Consider the following 13,944-nt stretch of genomic DNA (forward strand, 5'->3'; position numbering starts at 1 on the left):
GTATGTGCGGCATTGCGGGAATCGCCGGGCTTCCGGATCGCGCGCTTATCGAGCGGATGACGTCGCTGCTGGCGCACCGCGGCCCGGACGGCGCAGGGTTTCACCATGGCCCGGAGATTGCGCTGGGCCACCGGCGGCTGGCGATCCTCGACCGGGAGGGCGGCGCGCAGCCGATGCGCGACGCGAGCGGGCGCTACCATCTTGTGTACAACGGCGAGATCTACAATTACCGTGCGCTGCGCGAGGAGTTACGGGGCCTGGGCGCGGAATTCCGGACGCGCTGCGACACGGAGGTGGTTCTGGCGGCGCTGGCGGCGTGGGGCGAGTCCGCGCTCCCCCGCTTTCAGGGCATGTTTGCGCTTGCGCTCTGGGACAGCGAAGAGAAGCGCCTTCTGATCGCGCGCGACCCGGTTGGGATTAAGCCCCTCTACTACGCGCGCCGCCGCGATGCGCTCTACTTCGCCTCGGAGATGAAATCCCTACTCGGGTGTCCGGGGGTGTCGCGCGATGTCGATCTGGCCGCGCTGGAGGATTACCTGACCTTTCTGTACACCGTGCCTCCCCGGACGATCTTCTCGGATATCCGGCAACTGCCGGCGGGCCATTGCGCCACGTGGCAGGCGGGCGAATGGCGCGAGGGTCCGTACTGGCGCTGGAATCTGGAACCGGAAGCGCGGAGCGACGCGGCCTGGCTGGAGCTGCTCCGCGCCCACCTGGAGCGGGACATGCCGCACTATGCGGAGGCCGACGTGCCCGCCGGCGCGCTGCTGAGCGGGGGTATCGATTCCGCGTGCATCGTGGAAGCGCTTTCCCGCGAGACGCCGCCGCGCACCTTTACGATTGGTTTTGACACGGAGGGAAGCCATCTCGACGAAACCCGCGAGGCCCGGGAGACGGCGGCGATGCTGGGCACGCGGCACACGGAAGTGCGGGCGGCGGCTTCCGTGGCGGAATTACTACCGACCATGGTGCGCCATTTTGACGAGCCCTTCGGCAATCCCACGGCGCTGCTGGCGCATGTGCTTGCGGGGGAAGTCCGCCGGCATGTTACGGTGGCGCTGGCGGGCGACGGGGGCGATGAGCTGTTCGGGGGGTACCGGCGCTATGGCGGCATTGCGTGGTCGGAGCGCTTGGGCTGGATTCCCGGCGCGGTCTGGCGCGGGGCCGTGCAACCGATCGCGCGCTTCCTGCCCGGCGGCGTGGACGGTCCGGCCTGGGCCCGGCGCGCATCGGGTTTCGCCGCCGCGCAGGGGATCGACGCGGTCTCGCGCTATGCGGCGTGGACCACCTATCACCGCCGCGAGTCGCTCGACGCGCTGTATGCGCCGGACGTGGGGCGCGCGTTGGCGGGGCGGGACCCCTGGGCGCACCTGCGGGCGCTGGCGGCGGAGAGCGAGGGCCTGGAGCCGCTGAATCAGGCGATGTACCTCGACTGGTGCTCGTTCCTGCCGGACAACGTGCTGCGGTATGGCGACCGGATGAGCATGGCGCACGGGCTGGAGTTGCGCGTGCCGCTGGCGGACCCGATGCTGGCGCAGGCGTTTCTGGGGATGCCGGCGCGCCTGAAGGCGGGACTGTTTCAATCGAAGCGGCTGTTGCGGGAGCACCTTCGGGATTCGATGCCGCGGGAGATCGTTCAGCGCCGGAAGCAGGGGCTGAATCCGCCGATGGGGCACTGGCTCAATGGCCCGCTGAAGCCGCTGCTGGACGACTACCTGGGCGAGGCCCGTATCCGCCGCGCGGGTTATTTCGATGCCGGGGCGGTGGCGCGCATGCGGCGGGAGCATGGAGCCGGGCTCCGCGATCATACGTGGCGGCTGTGGGCGCTGATCGTGTTTGAGGCGTGGCGGCGGCAGTATCTCGGGTAGGGTGGGTGGTTTTTGGGTGGCGCGTGGTATCGGGCGGGTCGGGGATACGCGGTGGCGGGATGCGCAAGGTCTCTTTGATTGTATCGCTCGTTCGAGGTGACGCTGGTGAGGGGTAGGAATGTTTGCTCCAAGCACACGAACGCGCCTGGAGCGCGATCGCGTGGCACGGTGGTGACGCGCAGGCGCGGCGTGCGTGAAACGGCCAGGCCGGATTTCAGGGCGGGTGGCGTGACAAGCTGGAATGTTTGCTCCAGGCGAACGAACGCGCCTGGGGCGCGATCGCGTGGCGCGGTGGTGACGCGCAGGCGCGGCGTGCGTGAGGCGGCCTGGGCGGATTTCGGGGTGGTATTCGGCGGCGGATCGGATTACCATAGGTTCCGAGCAGTGCGGCGCGCGGGTCCGGGCGGATTGTTGCGCGCCGGGGTTGTGTGTCTTCTGGAGGAGCCTGATTCATGGTGTTTCGACGCTTTACCGGTTTGATTCTGGCGGCTGCGCTTGTTGGATTGCCCGCGGGGGCGATCGTGCCCGGGGATCCGGTTGCGGGGCTTTCGTTCAAGGACATCCGCTATCTCCCGCGGACGCTGGATGATTTTGGCGAGCGGGCGGCGTATGTGTTTCTGTTTACGGCGATTTCCGCGCCGGGCCGCGATGCCCAGGACGGGGCGCTGCGCGGGCTTCATGAACGGTATGCGGGCCGGGGCGTGGAAGTGGCGACGTTGAATGTTGCGCCGGACGAAACGATCCTGGAGGACGCGCTGCACGGCGTGGAGAACGAGCTACCGTTTACGCTGCTGAGCGACACGGACGGCGCGGCGGCGCGTGCGCTGGGGGTATCGGCGCTGGGGACGGCGGTGGTTATCGGCCCGGACAAGACGCTGCGCTACCGGGGCGGGCTGGAGGGCGTGGAGGCGGCGCTGGAGGCGGTGCTGGCGGGCGCGCCGGTGACGGATCCGGATCGCGCGGTTTCGGGGCCGGCGATTCGGGTGCGCGAGACGCCGGAGGCGGATGCGCCGATCACGTATACGGAGCATATCGCGCCGATCATGAACGCGCATTGCGTGACGTGCCACCGTCCCGGGGAGAGCGCGCCGTTCTCCCTGCTTTCGTATGGCCAGGTGGCTTCGCGGGCGGACATGATCCGGGAGGTGGTGCTGGAGGAGCGGATGCCGCCGTGGTATGGCGCGCGGAAGCATGGCCCGTTCGCGAACGAGCGAAAGGTCGGCGAGGACGAGAAGACGCGGCTGTTGCAGTGGATTGCGGCGGGCAAGCCGGAGGGCGATCCCGCGGTGAAGCCGGCGCCTCCGGAATTCCCCGAGAGCGAATGGGGCATTGGGGAACCGGACCTGGTGCTGACGGCGGCGGCGGAGGAGCAGATTCCGGCGGATGGCTATATCCCCTACCGCTACGTGACGCTGCCGTACCAGTTCGCGGCGGACACGTGGATCCAGGGGCTGGAGATCCTGCCGGGGAATGCGGCGGTGGTGCACCACGCGAATCTGATTTATGTGCAGGTGGGGAAGGACTACGACGAGCAATACGGGTTTCTTACGGGGAAGGTGCCCGGGGGCAGTCCGGTGGACTTGCCGGAGGGGGTGGGCATGCTGATTCCGAAGGATGCGGTGCTTACGTTGCAGATCCACTATGTCACGACGGGGCAGCCGGAAACGGACCGGATGCGCGTGGGGGTCCGGTATGCGCGGGGGACTATCGTGAAGCAGTCGCGCCACCAGCGGATCCGTCCGGAGGAGATATCGATTCCGCCGGGCGCGGCGTTTCACCGGCTGAGCGCGGAGGCGACGATTGATCGGAATGCGACGGTGCTGGCGCTTTTCACCCACATGCACCTGCGGGGGCGGGATATGACGTTTTACGCGGATTACCCGGACGGGACGAGCGAGACGTTGCTTTCGGCGCCGAATTACAGCTTCGACTGGCAGCTGGCCTATGTGTATCCGCCGGGGGCGAAGCGCTTCCCGCGGGGCACGACGATTCGCACGGTTTCGCACTACGACAACTCGGCGTTCAATCCTTACAACCCGGACCCGACGGTGGAGGTGGTGTATGGGGACCAGACGTATCACGAGATGAACGACGGGTACATTTTCTATCTGGACGAGGAGGAGAATCTGGGGCTGCGGATCGATCCGGAGACGGGCCGGGCGCTGCCGGGGTGAGGGGGCGCCTCTCCCCCACGCCGGGCGGGGTTTGATGGGCATGGGTTCGGTGGGGGGATCGCACGCGCCGGGGCGGGATGCGTGAGACCCTGCGCGCCTTCGGCGCGGGACAGGCGGGACGCCTATCCTACTTCTGCGCCTTCGGCGCGGGACAGGCGGGACGCCTATCCTACTTCTGCGCCTTCGGCGCGGTGCGGGCGGGCCGCCCGCGCTCCCATTGGTCCGTTCGCTTGTAACGGGGATCAGGTGTGCGGCGCTGGGATTGGGGTGTGCCTTGGGGTGTGCTTTGTGCGGGCGGGCCGCTTGAATTGGAATCGGCGGGGCGATTCTGGCAGGATGGGCGCGCATCCCGAAACGCGGGCGCGAATTGCCCGATGGAGCCGCCCATGATCCGCCGAAGCTCTCTATTGCTGTCTGTTGTCGCCGTAGTGCTTTCGGGGGGCTGTAACAGCGCGCCGAGCGAGCGCTTCAGCACAGAGCCGCCGGTGTTTACGCGGACCTGCCGGGACAGCACGCCGCAGGACGCGGTGGACTCATTGCTGTTCGCTTACCGCGCGGGCGATTACGCGACGGTCTATTATCTGAGCAAGCCGGTGGGGTCTCAATCCGAAGCGGACCGGAAGGCGTTTCTCGCCGAAGTGGAAGAAGGGGGCGATTGGACGCCGGCGCTGTGGGAGATTGAGCGGCAGGCGGCGTACGCGCCGGATCGCAAGAGCGCGGACGTGATGGCGAGTGTGTTGAGCGATCTGGACGGGTTCCTGTACAGCGACAGCATGCGCTTTTTCTGTTTTCTGGACGGGACGCGGTGGAAGATCGTGAAGCACCAGTTCGAGGGCGAGTCCACGCTGCTTGCGCCCGCGGGTACTACGACGCGGACGCCGTAGGGGCGCGGCGCATGAAAATCGGGCCAGATTCCGGGGAACCTGGCCCGATTGCGGGATAATTGGGTCGATTCGGGGCGGCTTACTCTCCGCCCACGGTGGCTTCTCCGCCGGAGGTGGTGATTGTGACCTCTTTGTTCAGATCGAGCGTTTCGCCGCTCTGGCCGCCGCCTAGAATGGTGATCTGTGCGGCGGGTCCGGGGGCGACGGCTTCGTGTCCCTCGCCGAGCGTATTGTAGGGCTCGTCCACCGTTCCAAATTCGGGGCCGACGTAGCCGAAGTCCACGTAGACGTCGCCCAGGAGCCCGACCCGAAGACCGACGGGGATATTGAGCAGGCTGGCGCCGGAATCGTTCGAGGAGATGGCGAGGTTGCCCTGGTACAGGCCGGGGGCGAATCCGGTCGCGTCGGCGGTCACGTTGATGGGGGCGTCCGCCTGGGGGGCGACGACGCCCATATCCGGGTCCACCGCGATCCATGACGGGGCGCCGGCGGTAATGCGCTGGTAGTAGTTGGTCGTGGCAAAGCTCAGGCCGTCGGTGAAGGCGGTCGGCAGCGGGAAGTTGTTATCTATGCCGAAGCCCTGCACCTTCTGTCCGAAGCTGACAGCGGGCTGTGGATTTTCGTCGAAGAAGTAGCCGACGTTGCTGGCTCCCCAGCCGACGGCGATGATGTAGTAGGTTCCGGCCTCCAGCGGGAGATCCAGCGGATCGGACGCGTAGAATCCGGGCCCGGCGCCGGTGCGCACGACGAATTCGCCATAGATCAGCGTTTTCTCGCTCTCGGTAGTCAGCGCATCGGTTTCGTAGACGACGAAATCAAGAAGGACCGCGCCCGCGAAGTCGAGGTACGCTTCGATCAGTGTGAGGGTGGTGTTGCTGGCAGCCTGGTAGATGTTGCCGCGATAGCGGGTCTGGGCGGTTACCTGCATGAACGTGCTTCCGATGGTGTCGATCACGGAGGCGGCGATGGCGAATTCGAGATCGAGCCCGCCCAGATCGGCCTCGTTGCGAATCAGGAGGGGGGCATCCTGCGACGCCCCCGCGGGCATGATGAAGGAGAGGGATGAATCCGAAACGGAGATATCCGGCAGTACGTTGCCGGACGCGAGGGTGAGGTAGGCGGCTTCGGCGTTGACCAGCGGCTTGGTGACGCCGGGGTTCAGTCCACCGCCCTTGACGTCGGTCACGGGCGTACCCGTGGAAATGAGCAGTGCGCGGAGGTCGGCGGGCGAGAGATAGGCGCCCGTTTCGGCGAAGGCCGCGGACTGCAACAGGGCGGCGACGCCGGCGACGTAGGGGGATGCGGCCGAGGTTCCGCCGAAGTTGCTGGTGTAGCCGCCGCCGGTGGCCGTGGTAAAGACGTTGTGGCTGACACCGAACACGTCGAGAAAGTTGGCGGTATTCGAGTAGGCGGTCACCTTAAGCGCGGCGCTGCTTTCGAAAATGGCGAGCCGGGAGGCGGAACAGTGTCCCGCGACGCCGCCGGGATAGCAGGTTATGGGACTGACGCACCAGCCGGGGTTGCCAATATTCGCGTCATAGAGCGCGCCAACGGAGATGACCGGACTGAGCGCGCCGGGGGCGCCCATGGCGTCGCAATAGCCGTTGTTGCCGCTGCTTGCGACGAGGGTGATGCCCGCGGCGACCGCGGCGTTCATGGCGGCCAGCATCACAGGTTGGTCGCTGTCCGCGAAGGCGGCGGACGTGTACCTGCCACCACCGACGGACATATTCGCCACGAGAATGGGATTGGCGGGGTCCAGGTGCTGGTTGGCGACGCACCAGTCGATGCCTGCGATGAGGTTTGAGAAAGGGAAGGAGTTTGCGCCATCGGCGATGATTTTGACAGCGGCGATCTTTGCTCCGGGCGCCACGCCGCCGATGTAGTCGTTGGTGATCGCGCCGGGAATATTGCCGCAGGCGATGCCGGCCACACTGGTGCCGTGGGAATTGCCGCCGCCGGGGAAGGGATCCGCGTCGCCGGCGGCGGTATCGACACCGCCGATGACCTTGCTGTTTGGAAAGGCGCCGTTGCCCAGGTTGGGGTGGGTATAGTCGACGCCATCATCCAGAACCGCGATGGTAACGCCCGCGCCGTCGTGCAGGGTACGGACCGTACTGGCTCCCATGAGCGGAACACCCTGGGCCAGGTGCCGTTCGCCCACGTAGTCCGGCTGAACCGCGGCCACGCCCGGATCGGCGAGCAGGGCGCGCATGCCTTCCGCGGTGACCTCGCAGGCGATGGCGGGAATCGTGGCGTATCGGTTGTGCACGGTAATGCCGGGGCGTTGCACGCGGTTGATTACGGCGTCCTGAACACCGGCGATCTTGCCCTGCCAGTCGGCGCGCGATTCGGCGGACGAAAACCGATCCTTCTCGGCGGGCGCGCCCTCCACGCGCAGCAGCACAAGTACGCGCGCGGCGCGGGTGTCGGGGTCGAAGGCCTCGGCGGGCACGGCGGCTCCGGGCAGCTTGTCCAGGCCGGGGGCGCCCTGGAGCCGATTGTGGAATTCCTCCAGGCGGCGCTCGCCTTCGGCGGAGAGGAGCGCGCCGGCGGCGTCACCCGAAAGCGCCACGGGTTCCCCGGCGGGTACGGGATCGGCGGTGGATCGCGTGGCCGCATCCGGTGTTTCGTCCGCCTCGCCAGTCAATTCGACGGGACCCGCGGTTTGCCGCCGCTGGGGAACGGGGTCGGGGGTATCGCTTGCGGGGGCCGGCGCGGGCGTACCGGCGGGGGTTTCCTGCGCGGGATTTTTCGAATCGGGCGCGGGGGCGTTGCATGCGCTGAGCAGGGCCGGGAGCAGCCCGGCACAGAGTAGGATCAGCGCGGCCCGCATTCCCGGCGCGCCGAAAGCGGCGCGTTTCAGGGGCCTTGCGCTGTATCTCGCGATACTGGACATTGGAATACCTTTCTCCCGCCGGGCGTGTCCAACCTGGCGCAGGCTAAGTCCAGCCGGGCGGAGACGCGTCTCCGCCCGGGGATTCAGAGCGACTATTGCAGGCTGACCAACACCAGCACGAGGCCGCGGCCTTCCTTGAGGCCGGACATGGCCTTGCCGATAACGGCTCCCTTGGCCTTCTCGTGGTCTTGCACTTTTACGGCGTGGCCGGGGACCGCCGACGTGGTCAGCAGGTCGCCGGGCTCCACGGGGCCGGTGGACGCATCCACCCAGCAGTACACGCGGCCCGTGAGCGCGACGGGGTATTCGCCGTCGGCCTCGGTTCCGACCTGGGACATGATCATGCCGGGCAGGACGCCGCCGGCGCCGCTGATGATGCCGGCGACGCGGCGGTCGTAGGGCTCGGCGCTGATGGCCAGCTTGCCCGGGTTTGCGGGGTCGATGGAGACCACCATGCCGGGCAGGACGGTTATCTCGCCATGGTGGACGTCGAAGCCTTCCGACAGGTCGGCGCCGCCGGTTATCTTCAGTACGCCGGTGCGCGTTGTGCCGTCGACATCCAACTCAAATTCCGGCGTCATGCCTATACCGACTTTTCCGCTCTCCGTAATGGTTACATGCGCGGTCGCGTCGGTGCCGAGTGTCAATGTGGAATTGGCCTCATTGCCATCGTTATCCGAGCCGATGAACAGCGAGTTGGAATTCGTCGTGTTCGGACCTTGCGGACCCGCGGGACCCTGGGGACCGGTTGCGCCCGCCGGACCTTCCGGACCCTGGGGACCGGTAGCGCCTGCCGGACCTTGCGGACCTATCGGGCCGGGATCGCCCTGTGGACCGGCGGGGCCAGTCGCACCCGCCGGGCCTTCCGGACCCATCGGGCCTTCGGGGCCGGGATCACCTTGCGGTCCGGCCGGGCCAGTCGCGCCTGCGGGACCTTCCGGACCGATCGGGCCTTCGGGGCCGGGATCGCCTTGCGGACCGGCGGGGCCAGTCGCACCCGCCGGGCCTTCCGGACCCATCGGGCCTTCGGGGCCGGGATCACCTTGCGGTCCGGCCGGGCCAGTCGCGCCTGCGGGACCTTCCGGACCGATCGGGCCTTCGGGGCCCGGATCGCCTTGCGGACCAGCGGGGCCAGTTTCACCCGCGGGGCCCGTCTCGCCGGGAATTCCCTGCGGACCTATCGGACCCGGATCACCCTGCGGACCGGCGGGACCAGTTTCACCCGCGGGACCCGTTTCGCCGGGGATACCCTGCGGACCTATCGGGCCGGGATCGCCCTGCGGACCGGCGGGGCCGGTTTCGCCTGCGGGGCCCGTCTCGCCGGGAAGACCCTGCGGACCTTCCGGACCCGGATCGCCCTGTGGACCGGCGGGACCAGTTTCACCGGCGGGGCCTTCCGGACCCATGGGGCCTTCGGGGCCGGGATCACCTTGCGGACCGGCGGGACCAGTTTCACCGGCGGGGCCTTCCGGACCCATGGGGCCTTCGGGGCCGGGATCACCTTGCGGACCGGCGGGACCGGTTTCACCGGCGGGACCCGTCTCGCCGGGGAGGCCCTGGGGGCCTATCGGACCGGGATCGCCTTGCGGACCGGCGGGACCAGTCGCGCCTGCGGGACCTTCCGGACCCATCGGGCCTTCGGGGCCGGGGTCACCCTGCGGACCGGCGGGGCCGGTTGCGCCTGCGGGGCCCGTGTCGCCGGGGATACCCTGCGGACCTATCGGGCCGGGATCGCCTTGCGGACCGGCGGGACCAGTTTCACCCGCGGGACCCGTTTCGCCGGGAAGACCCTGGGGGCCTATCGGACCGGGATCGCCCTGTGGACCGGCGGGGCCAGTTTCACCTGCGGGACCCGTTTCGCCGGGGATACCCTGCGGACCTATCGGGCCGGGATCGCCCTGTGGACCGGCGGGGCCGGTTTCGCCTGCGGGGCCTTCCGGACCCATCGGACCTTCGGGACCGGGATCACCCTGCGGACCGGCGGGGCCAGCGGGGCCCTCGGGACCTGTTGCGCCGTCCGTACCATCGGCTCCGGGAGGGCCCTGCGGACCTTCGGGACCTTGCGGGCCGGCGGGCCCCTGGGGACCGGTGGCGCCGTCCGTGCCATCGGCGCCGGGAGGGCCCTGCGGGCCATCGAGACCTTGCGGACCCATGGGACCCTGCGGGCCTTCCGGGCCGGCGGGACCTTCGGGTCCCTGGGGCCCCTCGGGTCCCTGCGGGCCTTCGGCGCCGGCCACAAACACTTCGAGCTCCATGGGCCGGCTGGTGTTGGTGTTTTCCTTGCTGTCGACCACGACTTTGACGGGGTCTTCGAGGCTGGGCAGCAGCGCGAGCCCGTTGTTGGGGGAAGTCCCATCGAGCCAGGCCCGCACCTGGTCGGTCACATCGACGGTGACGACGGTCTTGGTGTTCGCGGCGGAGACGGAGAAGGAGTTCAGCGATGCGCCGACCGTTGGGGCGGGCGTGCCTAAGAGGGCGTCCTCGGACCAGGCGTCGAGCATTTCGTGGACATCGATGGTTCCCGGATCCAACACGGCATTGATATAGATGCGGAGGATGGCGCGATCGACGGTGGCTCCGGGCGCGAGGCTGGAGAGGTCGAACTTGACGAAGGCCCACTTCTCCGCGGCGCCGGCCGTGCTGTCGATAGTGAGGAACTCGGCCCCGCCACCGGAGGCGAACGGCTTGCTGAAGTCGACGTGGGAATCGTCGGTGGCGTGCAGTGTGTCGGCGCTACCTTGGAGGGGGAAGAACAGAACCCCCGCCAGGAGCACGGCCGGAAGGGCCAGGTTGCGTCTGATAAACATTGCCAATCTCTCCGTTGTGCTTCAGGTCATCGTGTCATTCTTGCCGTTATTCGCATTCGTGACCGCGAACGACGAATGCGCCACCGTGGCGCGCCCGCCCGAAACTGCTGGAGAGCGCCGCCGCGTGCTGCTAGCGCCTTTCTGGCCGCCTCCGATAACGGAGGGCGCAACATCCGGCGCCCAGGGCCATCAGGGTGAGCGAGGCGGGCTCGGGAATGGGCGCGCCTGGAACGTTGTAGTCCGAGATGCCGACCAGGTGCAGTGTCCAGTCGCCGGTGCGGGGGTCGTTTCCGGCGGCGCCATTAAAGTGCGGGTTGGGGCCCCAGCCGAAGACATCCCGCGTGTAGTTGGGGTCATTCTCATACCAGAACCCATCGGCGAGGTTGGACGGGCCGGGGAAATTGGCCGGATAGTTGCCGGTCTGCACGAGGGTGGCGGTGTAGCTGCCGGCGGCGAGGAAGGTATTCAAGAAAACGTCGTTCTCGCCGTAGCTGTGGGATACGCCATTGGAAAGGGCGCTGCCGCCGAGGCCGACGTCCTCCCCGTAGCCGGCGGGAATCCCGAGCCAGTCCCCGTTGCTGTCCCACAGGAAGAGCGCGGTGTCGAATCCGAGGCCGCTGTTTGCGGAGATCCAGGAGGAAGTGAAGAAGGTGACGAGGCGATCGGAATCGAGCAGAAACTCGACCGTGAAGATGTCGCTGTCCGCCTGGAAGGTTCCGCTGAGGTCGACGTCGATGGTGACCGCGCGGGCGGGCAGGGCGGCCCCGAGGAACGCCCCGATAGCCACGGCGAAGAAGAGCTTATTCTTGTGCATACGACTCCCAATCCTGACCTGCCCGATACCAGCCCGCCGCCCCGGCGGACTCCGGCGAACATCGAACACGGGCCGCGAACAGGCGATGGATTCTCCCGTATCGCGATCTCCGGGCGGCAATGCGCCTGGTCAGGCCCGTGATCTCATCCCAATGGTCTTGGCTAAGCCAGATTTGCGCCAAACTGTTCCAGATCTACTAACATTATGTATGGCTTACACTTAGCGGCACGAAAACCTCCGACAGGAGGACGTGATTGCCGCGTTTCACCACACGTTCAATCAAGTAGTATTCAACTCTGACAACCTATGCGCCTTGACGGCGTGGCGCCGCGCTATCCGGATTTCCGGGCGCCGTGTTCCGTTGCGAAGTCCTTGAATCCCGCGGGCGCGAGCACCACGCGGTATATATTGGTGTTCTGGTAGCTGAGGACCGCGTCCCAGTGGACGATATGATCGATGTTGGCGTTGCTCAGATCCGCGCCGGCCAGTTCGGCGTTGCGCAGATTGGCCCGGGCGAGAACGGCGCCCGCGAGAAGGCATTCCCGCAGGTTGGCGTCTTGCAGATCGGCCCCATCAAGCACGGCGGCGGCGAGGGTGGCGCCGTTCAGGTCGGCCCCGGACAATGTGGCGCCGGTGAGGTTGGCCTCGCTTGCATCGGCTTCGGCGAGAACGGCCCGGGCAAGATTTGCGCCCGAAAGGTCGGCCTTGCGGAGGCTCGCGTCCCGCAGGACGGCGCCGGACAGGTCCGCCCCGGCGAGGTTGGCGGAATCCAACGGGAGCCCGGACAAATCGGCGGCAGCCAGGTCGAGCGCGGCATCCGGGTTTGCGGCGCGCCAGGCGTTCCAGGCTTCGGCCCCATCGCGGATGACGTCGCGGGCGGCCCGGGGCGCGGGCGCGCAACCGGCGGCCACGAGCGCGCACATGGCGACGACGCCAAGCACGGCGGCGGCCCGGATAGTCCTCACGACACGCACCTCACGTTGCTTCCTGCTCCATTCCCAACAACCGTTGGTTACGTTAGCATATCGGGAGGGATTTGGCCAGCATTTTTTTGGTCGCGGGGCGCCGGCTCAAATTTGCGCCAGGTTTCTTTGGGGGTAGCGTTGGGTCAGGAATGCCTACGTTCCTGGAATGCGAAACGTGTGGGTTGGATTGGCAGGAGCCGGGGTGGCTTTGGATACCTGGGCTTCTGTTGGGTCAGGCAGGGATGCCTAACCTCCTGGGATGCTTCCGTTGCAAGGGGTTGTGTGTTGACGGGGACACGGGTGGAATTCAATCCGCCGAGGGATAGCCAAAGACAGGCCATTTACATAGCGTTATAATACTGATTTTCTTACTGCGCCCGCATCGAGCATCCGGGTGTGGACACTCTTTCCCTGTGGACTTGTCTACGCCTCGTCGGTCTTGATGATTTCGTCGCCGTCGAGGCGGGCGAGGGTTCTGGTGAGGGAGTTTCCGTTGACGTGTCGGAGGAGGTAGTGGTGGAAGCGGCCGGATGGGGCGATTCGGGGGCTGAGCTTGGCGCCGCCGCCGGCGGTGAGGGTGTAGCGGACGCCGTCGATTTCGGTGGTGGCGTAGCCGTGGATGTGGGCCATGAATACTTCGGTGACGCGGTGTTTTATGAAGAGCTGGTGGCTTTCTTTTTCGTTGCCGGTGAAGCCGCGGCGGGGGCGGTCGCTGACGAAGGTGGCTTCGAAGAATTTTGGGGGGATGTGGTAGAAGACGAATTTGTGGGGGGCGCTGGATTGGGCGAGGGCGCTCTCGAGGTAGCGGAGTCCTTCGGCGGTGACGCCTTTGCGGGTGCTGTTGTTGATGCCAACGAAGAGGCAGTTGCCGAGTTCGAAGGCGAATTGCTCGCCGCCGTGGAGGGCTTTGAAGGCGGCGTAGTCGCGCCAGGCGCCGCGCTCGTGGTTGCCGGGCACGGACAGGACGGGGACGGGGGCGGCCTGATCGATGAGGGGGGTGAGGCATTCGCGGTATTCGGCGGGGGCGCCGCCGCGGACGATGTCGCCGGTGTGGAAGATGAGGACGGGGTTGTCCTCGCGGGCGTTGGCGAAGATTCTGGTGGCGACTTTCATGCGCTTTCGGGTGTCGCCGAGGACGGCGAAGGTGAAGGCGTCGCCCTGGGGCATGCGTTCGCGGGCGCGTTCGATCATGGCAGCGTAGCCGTATTGGGGCTGAAGGGCGGCGAGGGCCTGGAGTCCGGATCGGGAGGCGAAGAGCTTGCGGGCCTGGACGATGCCGAGGCCGGCGAGGAAGAGGGCGAGGACGAGGAGGCCGGCGGCGGCGCCTTCGAAGTAGAAGACGAGGCCGAGGGCGAAGAGAGCGAAGAGGAGGGCGATCTGTTTCTTTTTCAATTCGGCAATCCTTTGGTGGATGGGGGCCGGGTAGAGGGAGGACATGGCGCTGCCACGCGTGGGGGTAGTATAGCGGGCGGGGGGGGGGAGAGTGAAGAGTGAAGAGTGAAGGGGGAAGGGGGAAGGGGGAAGAGTGAAGGG

Annotated in this window: 8 protein-coding genes; 3 read left to right on the plus strand and 5 right to left on the minus strand. The window is 67.2% G+C overall.

Annotation, left to right across the window (positions count from 1 at the left end; genetic code table 11):
• The first annotated feature begins 2 nt into the window (after positions 1 to 2).
• The 3 genes from asnB (at position 3) to KF886_15630 (ending at position 4,926) form a co-directional block, all read left to right on the plus strand.
• Complete coding sequence (gene asnB / locus KF886_15620; GenBank protein ID MBX3178782.1) at positions 3 to 1,868, plus strand: asparagine synthase (glutamine-hydrolyzing); 1,866 nt, start codon at positions 3 to 5, stop codon at positions 1,866 to 1,868.
• A 452-nt stretch (positions 1,869 to 2,320) separates the two neighbouring features.
• Positions 2,321 to 4,042: a redoxin domain-containing protein gene (locus KF886_15625; GenBank protein ID MBX3178783.1), complete on the plus strand. Its 1,722-nt coding sequence runs from the start codon at positions 2,321 to 2,323 to the stop codon at positions 4,040 to 4,042.
• Between the two features lie 386 nt (positions 4,043 to 4,428).
• Entirely contained in the window at positions 4,429 to 4,926 is a 498-nt protein-coding gene (locus KF886_15630; GenBank protein MBX3178784.1) for a hypothetical protein, read from the plus strand.
• Positions 4,927 to 5,005: 79 nt separating this feature from the next.
• On the opposite strand, the gene KF886_15635 is transcribed toward KF886_15630, so the two are convergent.
• The 5 genes from KF886_15635 to KF886_15655 all read right to left on the minus strand — a co-directional run bounded on the left by KF886_15635 (position 5,006) and on the right by KF886_15655 (position 13,803).
• Complete coding sequence (locus KF886_15635; protein ID MBX3178785.1) at positions 5,006 to 7,825, minus strand: S8 family serine peptidase; 2,820 nt, start codon at positions 7,823 to 7,825, stop codon at positions 5,006 to 5,008.
• A gap of 92 nt (positions 7,826 to 7,917) precedes the next feature.
• Complete coding sequence (locus KF886_15640; GenBank protein MBX3178786.1) at positions 7,918 to 10,632, minus strand: DNRLRE domain-containing protein; 2,715 nt, start codon at positions 10,630 to 10,632, stop codon at positions 7,918 to 7,920.
• Positions 10,633 to 10,762: 130 nt separating this feature from the next.
• Positions 10,763 to 11,446 (minus strand): DVUA0089 family protein, encoded by a 684-nt coding sequence (locus KF886_15645; GenBank protein ID MBX3178787.1) that lies wholly within the window; start codon positions 11,444 to 11,446, stop codon positions 10,763 to 10,765.
• Between the two features lie 332 nt (positions 11,447 to 11,778).
• A complete protein-coding gene (locus KF886_15650) occupies positions 11,779 to 12,369 on the minus strand; it encodes a pentapeptide repeat-containing protein (GenBank protein ID MBX3178788.1) in 591 nt (196 codons plus the stop codon).
• A gap of 465 nt (positions 12,370 to 12,834) precedes the next feature.
• The gene (locus KF886_15655; protein ID MBX3178789.1) at positions 12,835 to 13,803 is read right to left on the minus strand and encodes a metallophosphoesterase; all 969 of its coding nucleotides are present in this window, start codon (positions 13,801 to 13,803) and stop codon (positions 12,835 to 12,837) included.
• Positions 13,804 to 13,944: the final 141 nt, after the last annotated feature.

This window comes from Candidatus Hydrogenedentota bacterium, from assembly GCA_019637335.1.
In the GTDB taxonomy this organism is placed as follows: Bacteria; Hydrogenedentota; Hydrogenedentia; order Hydrogenedentales; family JAEUWI01; genus JAEUWI01.

Coding starts and splice junctions, on each gene's coding strand:
- asnB (MBX3178782.1), top strand. CDS start 3: ATGTGCGGCATTGCGGGAATCGCCGGGCTTCCGGATCGCGCGCTTATC.
- KF886_15625 (MBX3178783.1), top strand. CDS start 2,321: ATGGTGTTTCGACGCTTTACCGGTTTGATTCTGGCGGCTGCGCTTGTT.
- KF886_15630 (MBX3178784.1), top strand. CDS start 4,429: ATGATCCGCCGAAGCTCTCTATTGCTGTCTGTTGTCGCCGTAGTGCTT.
- KF886_15635 (MBX3178785.1), bottom strand. CDS start 7,825: ATGTCCAGTATCGCGAGATACAGCGCAAGGCCCCTGAAACGCGCCGCT.
- KF886_15640 (MBX3178786.1), bottom strand. CDS start 10,632: ATGTTTATCAGACGCAACCTGGCCCTTCCGGCCGTGCTCCTGGCGGGG.
- KF886_15645 (MBX3178787.1), bottom strand. CDS start 11,446: ATGCACAAGAATAAGCTCTTCTTCGCCGTGGCTATCGGGGCGTTCCTC.
- KF886_15650 (MBX3178788.1), bottom strand. CDS start 12,369: ATGTGCGCGCTCGTGGCCGCCGGTTGCGCGCCCGCGCCCCGGGCCGCC.